Source organism: Paenibacillus violae (genome assembly GCF_032461945.1).
Taxonomy (GTDB): Bacteria; Bacillota; Bacilli; order Paenibacillales; family NBRC-103111; genus Paenibacillus_E; species Paenibacillus_E violae.
The window spans coordinates 204,986-218,794 of record NZ_JAWCUD010000002.1; the positions used below are offsets into that span (position 1 = coordinate 204,986).

General features: G+C 47.8%; 13 protein-coding genes. 1 reads left to right on the forward strand and 12 read right to left on the reverse strand.

Going from position 1 to position 13,809, the window contains the following annotated elements:
- Positions 1-49: 49 nt before the first annotated feature.
- Both RQP52_RS07960 and RQP52_RS07965 read right to left on the reverse strand, forming a co-directional pair.
- Positions 50-1,219 carry an MFS transporter gene (locus RQP52_RS07960; RefSeq protein ID WP_315950683.1) on the reverse strand — a complete coding sequence of 390 codons (1,170 nt, stop codon included), beginning with the start codon at positions 1,217-1,219 and terminating at the stop codon, positions 50-52.
- A 218-nt stretch (positions 1,220-1,437) separates the two neighbouring features.
- Positions 1,438-1,596, reverse strand: coding sequence for a hypothetical protein (locus RQP52_RS07965; RefSeq protein WP_315950685.1), 159 nt, complete (start codon positions 1,594-1,596; stop codon positions 1,438-1,440).
- Between the two features lie 194 nt (positions 1,597-1,790).
- On the opposite strand from RQP52_RS07965, the gene RQP52_RS07970 reads away from it, so the two are divergent.
- The gene (locus RQP52_RS07970) at positions 1,791-2,675 is read left to right on the forward strand and encodes an AraC family transcriptional regulator (RefSeq protein WP_315950686.1); all 885 of its coding nucleotides are present in this window, start codon (positions 1,791-1,793) and stop codon (positions 2,673-2,675) included.
- A gap of 65 nt (positions 2,676-2,740) precedes the next feature.
- Here RQP52_RS07970 and RQP52_RS07975 read toward each other — a convergent pair whose 3' ends face one another.
- From RQP52_RS07975 to RQP52_RS08020, 10 genes are all read right to left on the reverse strand, one after another.
- Positions 2,741-3,970: an RNA polymerase sigma factor gene (locus tag RQP52_RS07975; protein ID WP_315950687.1), complete on the reverse strand. Its 1,230-nt coding sequence runs from the start codon at positions 3,968-3,970 to the stop codon at positions 2,741-2,743.
- On the reverse strand, positions 3,967-4,317 hold the full coding sequence (locus RQP52_RS07980) for a YciI family protein (RefSeq protein ID WP_315950688.1): 351 nt from the start codon (positions 4,315-4,317) through the stop codon (positions 3,967-3,969). Before RQP52_RS07980 ends, RQP52_RS07975 begins: the two co-directional genes overlap by 4 nt.
- Before the next feature lie 115 nt (positions 4,318-4,432).
- Positions 4,433-4,945, reverse strand: a complete 513-nt coding sequence (locus RQP52_RS07985; RefSeq protein ID WP_315950689.1) for a DinB family protein — start codon at positions 4,943-4,945, stop codon at positions 4,433-4,435.
- 214 nt (positions 4,946-5,159) lie between these two features.
- Positions 5,160-7,349 carry a catalase/peroxidase HPI gene (gene katG, locus RQP52_RS07990; RefSeq protein ID WP_315950690.1) on the reverse strand — a complete coding sequence of 730 codons (2,190 nt, stop codon included), beginning with the start codon at positions 7,347-7,349 and terminating at the stop codon, positions 5,160-5,162.
- 276 nt (positions 7,350-7,625) lie between these two features.
- On the reverse strand, positions 7,626-9,158 hold the full coding sequence (locus RQP52_RS07995) for a peptidase G2 autoproteolytic cleavage domain-containing protein (RefSeq protein WP_315950691.1): 1,533 nt from the start codon (positions 9,156-9,158) through the stop codon (positions 7,626-7,628).
- Positions 9,159-9,506: 348 nt separating this feature from the next.
- A complete protein-coding gene (locus RQP52_RS08000) occupies positions 9,507-10,262 on the reverse strand; it encodes a cyclase family protein (protein WP_315950693.1) in 756 nt (251 codons plus the stop codon).
- Between the two features lie 39 nt (positions 10,263-10,301).
- On the reverse strand, positions 10,302-11,546 hold the full coding sequence (locus RQP52_RS08005; RefSeq protein ID WP_315950695.1) for a serine hydrolase domain-containing protein: 1,245 nt from the start codon (positions 11,544-11,546) through the stop codon (positions 10,302-10,304).
- Between the two features lie 13 nt (positions 11,547-11,559).
- On the reverse strand, positions 11,560-12,426 hold the full coding sequence (locus tag RQP52_RS08010) for a pentapeptide repeat-containing protein (protein ID WP_315951486.1): 867 nt from the start codon (positions 12,424-12,426) through the stop codon (positions 11,560-11,562).
- 16 nt (positions 12,427-12,442) lie between these two features.
- A complete protein-coding gene (locus RQP52_RS08015; protein ID WP_157320653.1) occupies positions 12,443-12,772 on the reverse strand; it encodes a PadR family transcriptional regulator in 330 nt (109 codons plus the stop codon).
- A 609-nt stretch (positions 12,773-13,381) separates the two neighbouring features.
- On the reverse strand, positions 13,382-13,807 hold the full coding sequence (locus RQP52_RS08020; RefSeq protein ID WP_315950699.1) for an NUDIX hydrolase: 426 nt from the start codon (positions 13,805-13,807) through the stop codon (positions 13,382-13,384).
- Positions 13,808-13,809: the final 2 nt, after the last annotated feature.

Sequence of the window (13,809 nt, forward strand, 5' to 3'; positions counted from 1 at the left end):
CGTATCACAGCTCATTATTTAAATAAAATACAGACGCCAGTTTTGTATCTCAAACAGACGCTTCCATTTCCAGTTGATCCCCATCGTTCGGCTCATAATAATACCAAAACAACGCCACTGCTGCAATACAGATGATAGAACAGACCATAAATCCTGAGCGAATACCAAACCAGCCGGCGTACAGTCCGCCTAACAACGAACCTAATGTGCGACTGATGGCGTTCATCGTCAAAGAATTCATCATTTGACCGCTTGCTTTCAACTCTTTGGGCACATGTGTGCTCACGTACTCAGCCAGACATAAGTAAAAGAGCATGAACGTCCCGCCATGCAGCACCCACGTCGCCAGATAAACGGCTGGACTTAGCGAACCGCTGAACAGCAACCATCGTACGGCAAGAATAATCCCGGAGCAGAGCAATATCTTAAAGATCCCAAACCTCCGGTAAAGCGGCTGAAAAAACAGCATAAATGGAAACTGGCTGATCGAACCGATACTGACCCCAATGCCAATCAGCGCTGTGCTCATTCCCTGCTCTTTACTATAAACGGCTTGAAATGTCGTAAAAAAGCCCAGCGTACAGTTTACCACGAGCGTGTATAAGTAAATCAGAACAAGCTTTCTGCTGGTGAACAGCTGTTTCAGTTGTACCTTCGCCTTGTGCTGATGGCCTTCCACCTTAGGGATGCCCCAAGCCAGCAGAAAGGCAACGAACACGAGCCCGGAGAACAAAGGGAACATATAATGCAGATTACGGTCCAGCAGCCAGCCGGCTATAACCGCCATCAAAGCATAACCGACGGATCCCGCTGTGCGGATGCGGGAAAAATTAAATCCCGACTTGCGGGAAATCTCCAGCGTAATCGTGTCGCCCAGCGGGTTAATCACGCATTGGACGGCCCCGAACACTACTGTGCACGCAAATAACACCCAGAATTGACTGCCTGCCGCCGGTAACGTCCAGACGAGAATTGAGGTAAGCAACAGCGCTATAAGCAGCAGACGGTTTTTCGATACCGCTCTGTCGGCGGCCAATCCCCATCGCGGTTGAGCGATCATTGCGGTAATCGCTCCCGCTGTCGAGAGCAAACCAATCTGAAAATGATCAAGATTGATATCGTTGTAATAGATCGGAATATAATTGCTGAAAGCGCCTAGCGCCATAAAGACAAGCGAGTAATACATAGACATGTACACATAGGTTGTTTTTCTTGCCATCTGATTTTCGCCTTCCTCATATGTAGTCGAAATTGCCGTTACATGGTAGTTGCCGTGCTTTTATAGTAACATCTTACAGATTCAAACGCGTGCCAGGCAGCTGCTTCATATATCATTTTATTTGGCAATTCTTGTTCCTGAAATACTAGATTCATATGATTTTCTAGTGTGTCCCTAATGCCACAAATCGTTTTATGAATGGAATCTATGTAAGGCAATTAATCTTTTAACAACTCCTGCGCTTTTTCACTGCCTTCATGAATGACTAACATCGCCTCGTCTTCAGGTACCTGATAGCATTCTCTCAATATATCTTTGATTCCATCCAGTAACTCGCTGTATTCGTCCTCTTTTAGAGTCGATAAAGGGAAAGTCATTCTATATCCACCTCCGTAGGATGTGATTCATAATCTTTGCAAGCAACATTGCCACCAAGAATGGCTACAACGTATAATTAAAAGGTATCGACATTCCTATCATAGCTTATTTTTCGGCTAAAATAGTTATCTTCTTCCGTCACAAAATAGCACTCAATTGATATTTTGAAAAGCTGGCTGGATGGTGATCATCATTGAAAAACACAAAACAAATGGATGAACGTGCACAAGTATTTCATGTCCTTAACAACCGGGGAATAAGACTTAAATATAGGGCCGTGTCCTACGAGTGTCCTCCGTTAACTTACCATTATCATAAAGGGATCGAAGTCTTATTTGTCCATCAAGGAAAGGGGACCTTGACCCTTAACCGCAAGATTTACAATTTAGAGGCTGGCTGTGTAGTGATTTTACAACCCTTCCAGCTGCATCGCATTCAATTTGATGCCAATCCTCAAAATCCATATGTACGAACGGTTCTAACCTTTGAACCCTCAATCGTTGCACCTCATCTCAAAAACTTTACTGTCCTGTCTCGCTTTTTTGATCAGGTATGGAAGGAACAAATGTCCAATCAGGTGTTCCGCGAGGATCGGGATTCTACGTATATGTTAGGCATTCTGGAACGATTCAACGAATTGGTTACGGGGTGGAACGAAAAGGGTGAAGACCACGAGACGGCGTCGATGTTGATTCTCAACATTTTAGACTATCTTAGCTCACTGCACATTGGAGGTTTTGGAGGGGTAGCACGTCCAGATAGCCATGCCGAAAAAATAATGAATTGGGTCGAAGAACATTTTACGGAGCCTTTTGACTTGATTGAATTAGCAAAGGAACTGCATCTCTCCAAAAATCATGTATCGCGGTTATTTCGGACCGAAACAGGGGGAAGTATCACCGAATATGTCATTGCACGTAGAGTAAGACAGGCTTGTTGGTTATTGAAAACGGAATCAAAATCTATTGAACAGATTGGTTCATTGGTTGGCATACCTAATTTTCCTTATTTTTGTCGGATTTTTAAAAAGATCACAGGCTTTACGCCCATTCAGTATCGTAAAAGCCAGTTAAATTAAAACAACAGGGAGCAGTTGCCATTGCGGCAATCTACTCCCTGTTTTCATTTCCACCGTACAATCAACTAACATTCGTTAGATTGTTTCTCCAGAAATGCTCGAATGGATGGATCCGTGCACAGTCCTATGGCCCGGCTGTATAGGGCACGAGCCTCATCGTACCTCTGCATCCTTTTGAACAAATGAGCGCGCAGCGCCCAATATGGCTGATAGCTCTTAACCGCTTCTGCCGGTATATCATCCAACAGCGCCTTTCCCGCCTCTGCGTCGAACGCTTCAGCAACCGCTGCTGCCCGACCTACGATTGCGCCAATCGTTGGAGCAATGCTAACCAGCCCCTCGTACAGCAGAGCAATCTCTTCCCACTCTGTACGGTTCGTCCAAGCTCGCTGAGCATGCACCGATTGTATTGCCGCCTCAAGCTGGAACCGCCCGATGCGATTTCCATGTGCGGCCATACGGAGGCAATGCTCAGCCTCTTCGATCATTCCGATCGACCAGCTTGAATGATCCTGATCGGATATTGGAACATAGTGCCCGGTCTCATCGCGGCGTGCATAACGGCGCGCTTCGCAGTGCAGCATTAGGGCAAGCAATCCCAGTGCTTCGGGTTCCCCTGGCATGAATCGTACAATCAGTCTCCCCAGGAATATCGCTTCTTCGGCAAGCCCCTTCCTGCGAGGATCAACGCCAGCTATATCCTCCCAACCGCTTCCATAAGCTGCATAGACAGCTTCAAGTACGGCTCCAAGGCGCTCCGGCCATTCATCCTCACCGGGCAAATCAAATTTGATTTCATCATTCTTTATTTTTGCTTTAGCACGAGTGAGCCGCTGCCCCATCGTTGCCGGTTTAACGATAAAAGCTGAAGCAATGCGGGCCGCGTCAAGGCCAAGTACGGACTGAAGCATAAGCGGCGTGCGAACAGCAGGATCGATTTCCGGATGTGCGCAAATAAACAGCATCTTCAGCCGTTCATCCTGGAAATTCATCTCGATTTCGACACGGTGACTAGCCTCTTCTGCTATGGATAGTAAGGCATGCTCGGCGCCGGCTTGCACGCGGGCATGCCGGGTGCCATCGATCAACCGGCGCTTCGCAGCCGTAAGCAGCCATGCTTCGGGTTTGTCCGGCACTCCGCTCGTTGGCCATTTCTCCAACGCGGACAGAAACGCGTCCGCAAGCGCATCCTCCGCTGCCGCCAGATCACGAAAGCGGACAGCCAGGAAGGCAACCAGACGGCCGTAGGATTCCCTGGCCGTCTGTTCGATGATTGGGTGAGCTTGCCCGCTCATTTTGAAATCGGTTTGAGGTTGGGACGAACCTCAACCGAGCTGCCAGGGCAACGTGCCGCCCATTCCAATGCGTGATCCATATCCGGCACGTCAATGATGATCAAACCGCCGATTTGCTCCTTCGTTTCCGTGATCGGACCATCCTGAACAAGCAATTCGCCGCCTTTGCGGCTGAGCGTGGTCCCCGTCTCCGGTGACTGGAGACCTGCGCTGCTTACAACAATGCCGGATTCGCGCAAAGCTGTAACATAATGAGCCCAGCTTGCCGCATAAGCCTCCTTGTGTATCGGGTCGGTTCGTTTGGCGAAATCCTCTGTTGTTTCATACATGATCAGTGTGTAATTCATCGTTACTGCTCCTCTCAACGTTCATATTGGAATAGCTTCATGCCGCCTTCACAATAATGACGAGCCAATTCACTGAATTTCTACATCAAACAAAAAAAATTATTATATCGGGCTGTCAGATCCCTGACTCCGCCAGTTTCTCGTCCAGGATTTCTTTTTGCCGCAGATGGTGCCTACTGTGCATACCAACCATTTCAAACCAATCACGGGCGTTTAGCCAACCGAACCAGCCATGGCGAACCTTGCATGCCGGATTCGCTTCCTCTATTCGGGTTGCCCAATAGGCCAACATCACTTGAACTTGCTCCAGTCCGGCTAAGATTTCATCCTTACTTTCGGGATTTCTTGTCTCATTGGGCGGTTGGTCAAGTTTCACACGGATATTGGGCCACTCTTTTTCTGCAATCGCTTTCATTCCGTCTTCTGTTCTACCTTCTGACTCTTCCCTTGTTGCCTTCGTGCATGTTTCAATATGCCCGATATATTCTTTCGCCACTTCGATCACATGAATATACATTTGCCCGATTGACCATACGTCTTCCTCGCTTTTATATCGCAGCTGCTCTATCGAATACTTGTCCAGATTCTCCATGTATTGTTCGATAATAGCCGCACAATTGTTCAACATCAAATCCTCTCCCCACTAATCCAAGTTATTTACAGCAACCGCTAATAACGGATAAGCCCACGTATAACTCTATTCACATTTTTTTACAATCTACTTGGATCATACGAATTGACCGTTCTATTGTCAATGGCTGCCGTCAAGTTGAAGTGTATTTTAAAATAAAAAAAAGACCCAACCAAGTTATTAGAAAACTTGGTTGAATCTTTTTAACTCCTTACTGATTGTTAGTTAGCTCATAACGATCTGCATTCATTACTTTTACCCAAGCTGATATAAATTCACGTACAAACTTTTCTTTGTTATCATCTTGAGCGTAAACTTCAGCAATGGCACGTAGAATAGAGTTTGAGCCGAATACGAGATCAACGATCGTCGCCGTGCGCACGACTTTACCTGTCTGACGATCAGATCCTTCGTAAATGCCACCGCTAACAGGCTTCCACTGCACTCTCATATCAAGCAAATTAACAAAGAAGTCGTTCGTCAGTTTGCCTACTTGCTCGGTGAACACGCCATGTTTTGTCCCATCGAAGTTTGTACCCAGAACACGCATACCGCCTACAAGCGCAGTCATTTCTGGCGCAGTAAGGTTAAGCAGATGTGCCTTGTCTATAAGGAGTTCTGCAGCATTTACACTGTAATTCTTCTTCTGGTAGTTGCGGAAACCATCGGCCACCGGCTCTAGTACGGCAAAGCTTTCTACATCCGTTTGTTCTTGAGTGGCATCGCCGCGGCCAGCAGTGAAAGGAACCGTAACATCATAACCTGCATCCCGTGCAGCTTTTTCAACGGCAGCGCTACCACCTAGTACAATCAGATCAGCCAAACTTACTTTCTTATCAAGTTCAACCTGAATCGATTCCAGAATAGCAAGTACTTTATTAAGTTGTGTAGGCTGATTCACTTCCCAATCCTTCTGAGGAGCCAGTCGAATACGGGAACCATTCGCACCGCCGCGCATATCCGTCCCCCGGAAAGTGCTTGCCGAAGCCCACGCCGTTGTAATCAGTTCGCTGATTGTAAGACCGGAGTTTAGGATCTTTGTTTTAAGATCTTCCACTTCCGCATCCGTTAATTTGGTATTTACAGCATCTACAGGATCTTGCCAGATCAGTACTTCTTCAGGAACTTCCGGACCTAGGTATCTTACACGAGGACCCATGTCTCTGTGTGTAAGTTTGAACCACGCGCGAGCAAAAGCATCTGCAAATTCTTCCGGATTCTCATGGTAACGGCGAGAAATCTTCTCGTATGCCGGATCCTCACGCAATGCTAAATCCGCTGTCGTCATGATCGTCGGAACGCGAATGGACGAATCTTCCGCATCCGGTGCGAGGTGCTCTTTATCAGGATTTATCGGAGCCCACTGATAAGCGCCTGCCGGGCTTTTCGTAAGCTGCCATTCATATCCAAAGAGCATATCAAAGAAGCCATTGTCCCACTGCGTCGGATTCGCAGTCCAAGCACCTTCAATACCGCTGGTAATCGTGTCACGACCTCTACCGGAACCGTGCGTATTGATCCAACCTAAGCCCAGCGCTTCAACTGGAGCACCTTCCGGTTCTGCACCCACATGCGCAGCATCTCCTGCACCATGTGCCTTGCCAAATGTATGGCCGCCGGCTACGAGCGCGACGGTTTCTTCATCATTCATTCCCATGCGCTTGAACGTTTCGCGAATGTCGCGTGCACTTGCAAGTGGATCTGGTTTACCGTTCGGGCCCTCTGGATTTACATAGATAAGACCCATCTGAACAGCAGCAAGCGGATTCTCAAGCTCGCGATCACCAGTGTAACGTTTATCCCCTAACCATTCTGTCTCGACACCCCAGTAGATATCTTCTTCCGGATGCCACACGTCCACTCGGCCGCCACCGAAACCAAAGGTCTTGCCCCCCATAGATTCAATTGCGACATTACCTGTTAAAACGAATAAATCCGCCCACGAGATCTTATTGCCATACTTTTGCTTAATGGGCCAAAGCAGTCGACGGGCTTTATCGAGGTTTCCATTGTCTGGCCAGCTATTCAGAGGAGCAAACCGCTGGTTTCCGGTTCCGGCACCGCCGCGACCGTCACCTGTACGGTATGTACCTGCAGCATGCCAAGCCATACGTATGAAAAATGGACCATAATGTCCATAGTCAGCAGGCCACCAATCTTGACTATCAGTCATTAGACTTTTAAGATCCTGCTTAAGCGCTTGATAATCTAACTTTGCAAACTCTTCTGCGTAATTAAAATCCGCACCCATCGGGTTGGATTTCTGATCATGTTGATGAAGTATGTACAAGTTGAGCTGATTGGGCCACCAGTTTCTATTCGTCGTACCGCTTGATTTGTGACTAGTTGCGCTGCCGTGTGGAAACGGACATTTGCCTTCGCTACCGGAAGTCAAATCCATAGTATCACCCCTACAATAATTAATTTTAAATAATAATTGTTCTAAATACAGTTATAAAGCTAATTGGAATAAAAATCAACTTTTTTTTGCCAATCGATCCCTATTCTTGTCCTAATTCATACATATGAAGCAATACTGAAAATTAGTATCTCATCACGAGCTCGTTAGCTTACTTTCCAGACGAAAGTATTCGCCTAGAAAGTGCAAAAAAGCTGCAGCACCTTGTCCACAGCTTAGGAATTTTAGATCCAAATCCGAAAGACAATCCTTTACGTTTCATCCCAACTGAACAGGTTGTACCAATACTAATATTTGATTGGGTCCCGTGCGCTTCATAACCCGATATCCTACAGTTGAAGAGGTAGCAATCCCTTCATCATTAGGCTTACAATATCCCTTTGGAAGGCATGTCCCGTCATCTCGAACAAGAATTTGTCCTAATAAGCCCACGGCGACCCATTCCAACCTCTGCGACCTTGCTTTGTAGCTTTGCGCAGCATTATAGTTGGGATTAATCCGCGGACGGGTTTCCATATGTTCGGGAATGATGACTTTTCCTTTTTTATCAACCACTGCTGGTACGAGAACATTTTGCAGTAGGACCCTGCCCCATTCATCGGTCATAAATTTGTCCTTCCATCTCAGTTCACCGCTATTTGCCAGGAAAGAAGGATTTGCACTCGTTATGCCTAACAAAAAATGATCATTCGATTTCGCTTTTCGTATTCGATCGCCGTCTCCATCCAAAGTCACCATGTATCCAACATCGATAGGCTGACCATCCATGGTTTCAAACATCTCGGCGAAGTCAGCACCGCCTCCAAACCAACCGACATCCGCAAAACCCTTCCCATTATTTATGCCTGAACCAATGATTTTGGCCGCCAAATTGTTTCCGGTTCCATCATCATTAAGTCCATTGGCTAAAAACCAGGAGAAATCACTGTCCGCTTTGCCGGTTGTTCCCATAATATGGGCACCTATATGTCCATTAGTGCTTGTCTGTATTCCTTCCGAATGGGAAGCCGTACCACTGGACGTTGTTAGTATCCCCTCTGCGTGAGAATTTAGTCCACTGGCTATCGTACCCGCACCTTCAGCATGGGAGACAGGTCCACTGGCTAGTGTACCATTTCCTTCGGCATGTGACGCAACACCGCTTGCTATTGTAGAGCTTCCTTCCGCATGCGATGCTTCTCCGCTCGCCGTAGTTCCTTCTCCTTCTGCATGGGAAGCCACTTCACTGGCTGTTGTACCTTGACCTTCCGCGTGTGAGGCAATTCCACTCGCTGTTGTCGTAAAACCTTCTGCATGCGATGATCTTCCACTGGCTGTCGTTAACCGTCCTTCTGAATGTGAAGCTAATCCCCTGGCTGTTGTATTAAATCCTTCCGCATGAGACGCATCCCCAATGGCTCTAGCGATTTGTCCTTCTGCATGTCCAGCGAAGCCGCTGGCTGTTGACTCCGCACCTTCGGCATGGGAACCATCCCCACTTGCAATGACAACTACCCCTTCGGCGTGTGCAGCCAAGCCACTAGCTATATTTCCAAGACCTTCTGCATGGGAAGAATTTCCGCTTGCCAGATTAGGGAAAGGCCTGCCGATAGAATCCACACCTCCACCTTCTACATGAGAGGCTCTTCCACTCGCTGTATTCCCTTCACCTTCCGCATGCGCATTTATCCCATCGACCGTTGTTTTGGTTTGCGTTCCCTCCGTGTGGGAGGCCGAGCCATAGGCAACTGTTTTGCATCCCTCGGCATGGGAAGCGAACCCGATCGATTTCGTGGATGAACCCTCGGCCAATGAACACGGTCCTATAGATTGTGTATGACAACCAGGAACAAACGCCGGACCCTGGGGACCTTGTGGTCCACGAGGCCCTCGAAATCCACGAGGCCCTTGAGGTCCTGCTGGCCCTGGAGGACAGGGGCGGCATTTATTTTTTTCTTTATCTTTATTTGACATAAGCCACCTCCAAAAACTACTAAATAATACATTCTATTTTCTAGCAGCAAAGGACGCATCCATCACTTGCAGGTGGCGACTAGTGGAATTTCTCGAATCTCTTGTCTATCTTTCAAAAAATAATAGACCCACAGCAGTAGCTGAGGGTCTTACTAAAACGCGCGGTGCTAACACACGGCACGGCATTTATTCAAAAATTGCAACAGGCCTTGCCCAACCGGCACTTGCACGCTCGATCTTCATTGGAAAGCAGGAAACTTTGAAACCATATGGCTTCGGCAGTTGATCCAGGTTTGCAAGTTTTTCGATCTGGCAATACTCCCTATCTTTACCTAAATAGTGGGCTGCCCACAGGACACCGTCTCTTGGATTGTTTCGGTAATCCTCGGCTTGCAGGTTCAATGGAATATCCCAGCCCCAGCCATCCGTCCCAACAACCTTTATTCCACATTCGAGCAGCCAAAGTGTCGCTTCAGCTGAGACACCAGCATGCAGGAACGCATAATGCTCGTGGTACAATCGTTTATCTGCATCACTACGGATGAGCACAATATCGAATGGTTTTAAAGTATAGTTGATCCTCTTCAACTCTGCGATGAAATCATCTTTCGTGATTTCATAACCCGGAGGTTTACTGCTGAAATCAAGCAGCACGCCATCTGAGTAAAACCACTCCAATGGAAGCTCGTCAATTGTTCTAGCGGGTTTGCCTTCTGATGTGGGCCAGTAATGCCAAGGTGCGTCAACGTGTGTCCCCGAATGCGTATTTAAGGTAACTGTCTCTGTGGCCCATGCCTTCTTTTCCGGAAAATTCTCAGGTGCGAGCCCGAGCGCTGCAGCTGCCTGGACTGCTCCCTCTTCATGGGTGGAATAATCAATTTTAGCTGGGAGTGGTTCACGAATTTGGGGACTGATAGGAACGCTTAAATCAATAAGTTTCACAATAATTTACACCTCACATTGTTCAATGAAAATAAAATATCAATCCTCGATGGCCTGATATACCGTGGTCCAGAAATCGTGGATAACCCTCGCCGAATCCGGAGTCGACATGCCAACCTGAGTAAGCAGGATTCCGGTAAGTTGGTTGACTGGATCGGCGTAGGTCGAGGTGCCGCTTCCGCCGTCCCAGCCGAATTGACCGATTGGCGCGTAGTCACCCCGATAGGTGCGCACCGCCATCCCAAATCCCCAGCCACCATGCTGCCCTTGGCCGAATGACAAATGAACGTTGTTGGTCGCCATGGCGTTTCGGACGGCTTGTTGCTCAGGTGTGAGTCGATTGGTGGTCATCAACTGGACGGCAGGCCGGGATAAAATCCGTTCGGTCCCGTGTTTCCCTTGATTCAGCAGCATCTGGAAGTAAGCGTGAAAATCGTCGACGGTGGAAGTCAGTCCACCACCGCCACCCTGGAACGCCGGATCTTGGCTGTAGCGTCCCCCTTTGGCTTCGTCCCACACGTTGAACTCGCCAGTTTGTGGATTCGGCGCGTAAAGAGGCGGCATCCGGTCGATCTTATTGGCAGGCACATGAAAGCCGGTATCTTTCATACCTAGCGGGTCAAAAATGCGTTCGCGCAGAAACGTCTCAAACGTCTGACCCGTGACCCTGGCGACGAGCACGCCGAGCAGATCGTTGCTGATGTGGTACTGCCAGCGCTCTCCGGGCTGATACATCAATGGAAGCGTACCAAGGCGGCGCATCCACTCATCCGGTTCGGGCATCGGCGTCGGCAGATCGGGCGTGAGCCCCTGCTCGAAGATCGCACTGAGAATCGGAGTACCGAGCAGCGTAATATCCATGCCGAGCCCGAATGTGGAGGTCAGCAAATCCCTTACCGTGATCGGCCGCCTCGCCGGCACCGTATCGTCCAGCGGGCCGTCAACGCGTTTCAGCACCCTTCGGTTGGCAAGTTCAGGCAGCCAGGCATCTACCGGATCATCCAGCCGCAGCCTGCACTCGTCGAGCAGGATCATCACTGGCGCGACTGCAACCGGCTTGGAAGTGGACGCCATCCGGAAAATCGTGTCCCGGGTCATCGGTGCGCCACCGTCATGGCGCATCGTACCGAGCGCTTCGACGTGTGTTTCACCATTCCGGCTGACCAGAGCAACGAGGCCGGGAATCTTCCCGGAGTCAACATGCCGTGCCAGCACATCGTGCAATCTATTCAGCCCTGCTTTGGAGAAGCCGCTGTTACTTTGTCCCGTTATGATCTTGTTCATTTGATTTCCCTCCTTATCGAATTGTAACCTTGGATACATCGGCTCCCATACCTTTGAGCACCGCATAGGTCAACTTATCCATCGTTGCCTCGTCAAAGATAACGGTTTTGATCATTCGATAGTATTTATTCGTGAGAGTAAACCCGGGCTGGAATGAAACATTGTTAAATGTAGCGCCCCTGAATGAGACTTCAGTTAAAGCGGCTTTGTCAAACTTAACGCCGATAAACGTCTGACCATCAAAACGCTGCCGGGTGAGATCCGTGTATTTGAAATCAACTCCCTCAAATCGACAGCCTTCAAAAATCGTCTTTCGAAGATCGGTCATTGACAACGTCACGTCAATCAGTCTGACACCCGTGAATTTGGCACCGTCAAGCCCCGACTTGTTGAAATTCGTACGGACAAGAATCGTCTTATCAAAACTTGCATTTGACAGATCAAGCGCAGACAGACTGCAGTCCGTCAAATTCGCGCCGTCAAAATTAGCTTCACGAACGTCACTGGCCTTAAACGAACTGCCCGTCAAATCTGCTCCGGAGAAGTCGGAACCGTGCAGCGAGCTGCCTTTAAACTGTCCTTTATGAGCCGTAACGCCTGCAAAATCGCTTTCCGACAAGTTGCTTCCATTAAAGTTTGTCAGCACTTGCCGTTCCAGCGAACGGGAGAGGTTGGCGACCTCCAGAATCGTTTGCTCGATGTCGCCGATACTTTCAATGGTCATCGCAAACGCTGTTTCATCGTCCTTGCCATCCGCTTTGAGTTCACGGTATCGTTCTTGCAAATCGGTATGCAGGTCGTCTTTTAATTCGGAGACACTTTTTACACCATCGTATGGAGTAAAAACGCTGTTCAGATAATCCGTCAATTTGGGATTCATCATATTAAATCTCTCCTCATACTAAGTTTTCTAAAACGCGTTTGGCATACTCCCAGTTGCTTTTGTTGCGATCGTAAGTGTTCTTGCCCTTTTCCGTTATCCTAAAATATTTACGCCGTCCGCCCTGTGACTCATCGCCCCAATACCACTCGATGTCACCGTCTGCTTCTAGCCGCCGGAAGCTGGAATACATCGTGGCTTCCTTCAGTTCATATTCGCCGCTTGAACGCTCGGCGATCAGCTTGACAATCTCGTAACCGTAACGATCAGCTTCGGACAAGAGCCGTAAAATCATCGTATCCGTATGTCCGCGTAACAGGTCGGATGTGATCTTGTTCTCGCTCATACAATCACCTCCATGACTGTATAATAAAACATATTACTATGTCTGTCAAGGTACTATTTTGATTACACTACAAATGTCCCTTCGTTATACGAACTGAATGTCACATTACGAAAAAAAGGCCACCGGATAAATCCCGGATGGCCTATTCTTCGCTTATAGAAGCTGCCAGTATGGGTAACCGGCGACTCAATTAAATCTGTAAAGCTCTGCGCAGCATGGCATTAACCGTAGCCACGTCCATTCCGATTCCAGGGCCAGTCGGCGCATAGATGACGCCGTTTTTGATTTCAATGAGTCAATATTCCGCAGTAGCCTCTCTGAATCGGCAGCGACTACCGCGCTAGCTAACTGTTCCGATGCCGGCGTCCACTGTCGTTGCCTTCATGAGACGACCTTCCTTTCTGCATGGTGCGTTTGAATAAAATGATCATAGCATCGTATGGAGTAACCGAATACAATCATCAGAAAGCTAATTGTATACGCTTACAATATTGGTGTTTTCAGCAGTCAATAATCATTAGATAACATCGGATAATCATTATAAGGCTTTTTTTTTAGTCAAAAAAAGAGACCCACAGCACTTGGCTGCGGATCACATTTCTATTGGGTTTAACAATCCTTAAGTGGAATAGAGAATTCAACATAAAATGGATGATGTTCTTCATTCAAGCAATATTCAATTCGTTGTCTGAAATTCCCCCACGTTACCATCTCTAATGCTGTTTCAATTGGAAAAAATCCCACTTCTAAAGACTCGGCTGTAGTGGTTAATTCTCCTCCGGTTGGTCTTCCTAAAAATAACGTGTTACAAATACTAGCGTTTACATTTTGAAAAACGCCACAAAACTTGGTTATCTCAATATCGATTCCGCTCTCTTCCTTTGTTTCCCTTATTGCCGCATCCTTCAGGGATTCACCCTCTTCAACTTGGCCTCCCGGCATTTCCCATCCTCGTCTAGGTCCTTTTATCAATAGAATTTCGTTGCGTTCATTTATGACAATGGTTGCTGCTGATACTATATGTTTTGGAACCATTT

What these genes read in the sequence shown, in the direction of transcription:
- RQP52_RS08010 (WP_315951486.1), bottom strand. Translation starts at nt 12,426, where the DNA reads ATGAATCCCAAATTGACGGATTATCTGAACAGCGTTTTTACTCCATAC.
- RQP52_RS08020 (WP_315950699.1), bottom strand. Translation starts at nt 13,807, where the DNA reads ATGGTTCCAAAACATATAGTATCAGCAGCAACCATTGTCATAAATGAA.
- RQP52_RS07965 (WP_315950685.1), bottom strand. Translation starts at nt 1,596, where the DNA reads ATGACTTTCCCTTTATCGACTCTAAAAGAGGACGAATACAGCGAGTTA.
- RQP52_RS08005 (WP_315950695.1), bottom strand. Translation starts at nt 11,546, where the DNA reads ATGAACAAGATCATAACGGGACAAAGTAACAGCGGCTTCTCCAAAGCA.
- katG (WP_315950690.1), bottom strand. Translation starts at nt 7,349, where the DNA reads ATGGATTTGACTTCCGGTAGCGAAGGCAAATGTCCGTTTCCACACGGC.
- RQP52_RS08015 (WP_157320653.1), bottom strand. Translation starts at nt 12,772, where the DNA reads ATGAGCGAGAACAAGATCACATCCGACCTGTTACGCGGACATACGGAT.
- RQP52_RS07985 (WP_315950689.1), bottom strand. Translation starts at nt 4,945, where the DNA reads ATGTTGAACAATTGTGCGGCTATTATCGAACAATACATGGAGAATCTG.
- RQP52_RS07975 (WP_315950687.1), bottom strand. Translation starts at nt 3,970, where the DNA reads ATGAGCGGGCAAGCTCACCCAATCATCGAACAGACGGCCAGGGAATCC.
- RQP52_RS07980 (WP_315950688.1), bottom strand. Translation starts at nt 4,317, where the DNA reads ATGAATTACACACTGATCATGTATGAAACAACAGAGGATTTCGCCAAA.
- RQP52_RS07960 (WP_315950683.1), bottom strand. Translation starts at nt 1,219, where the DNA reads ATGGCAAGAAAAACAACCTATGTGTACATGTCTATGTATTACTCGCTT.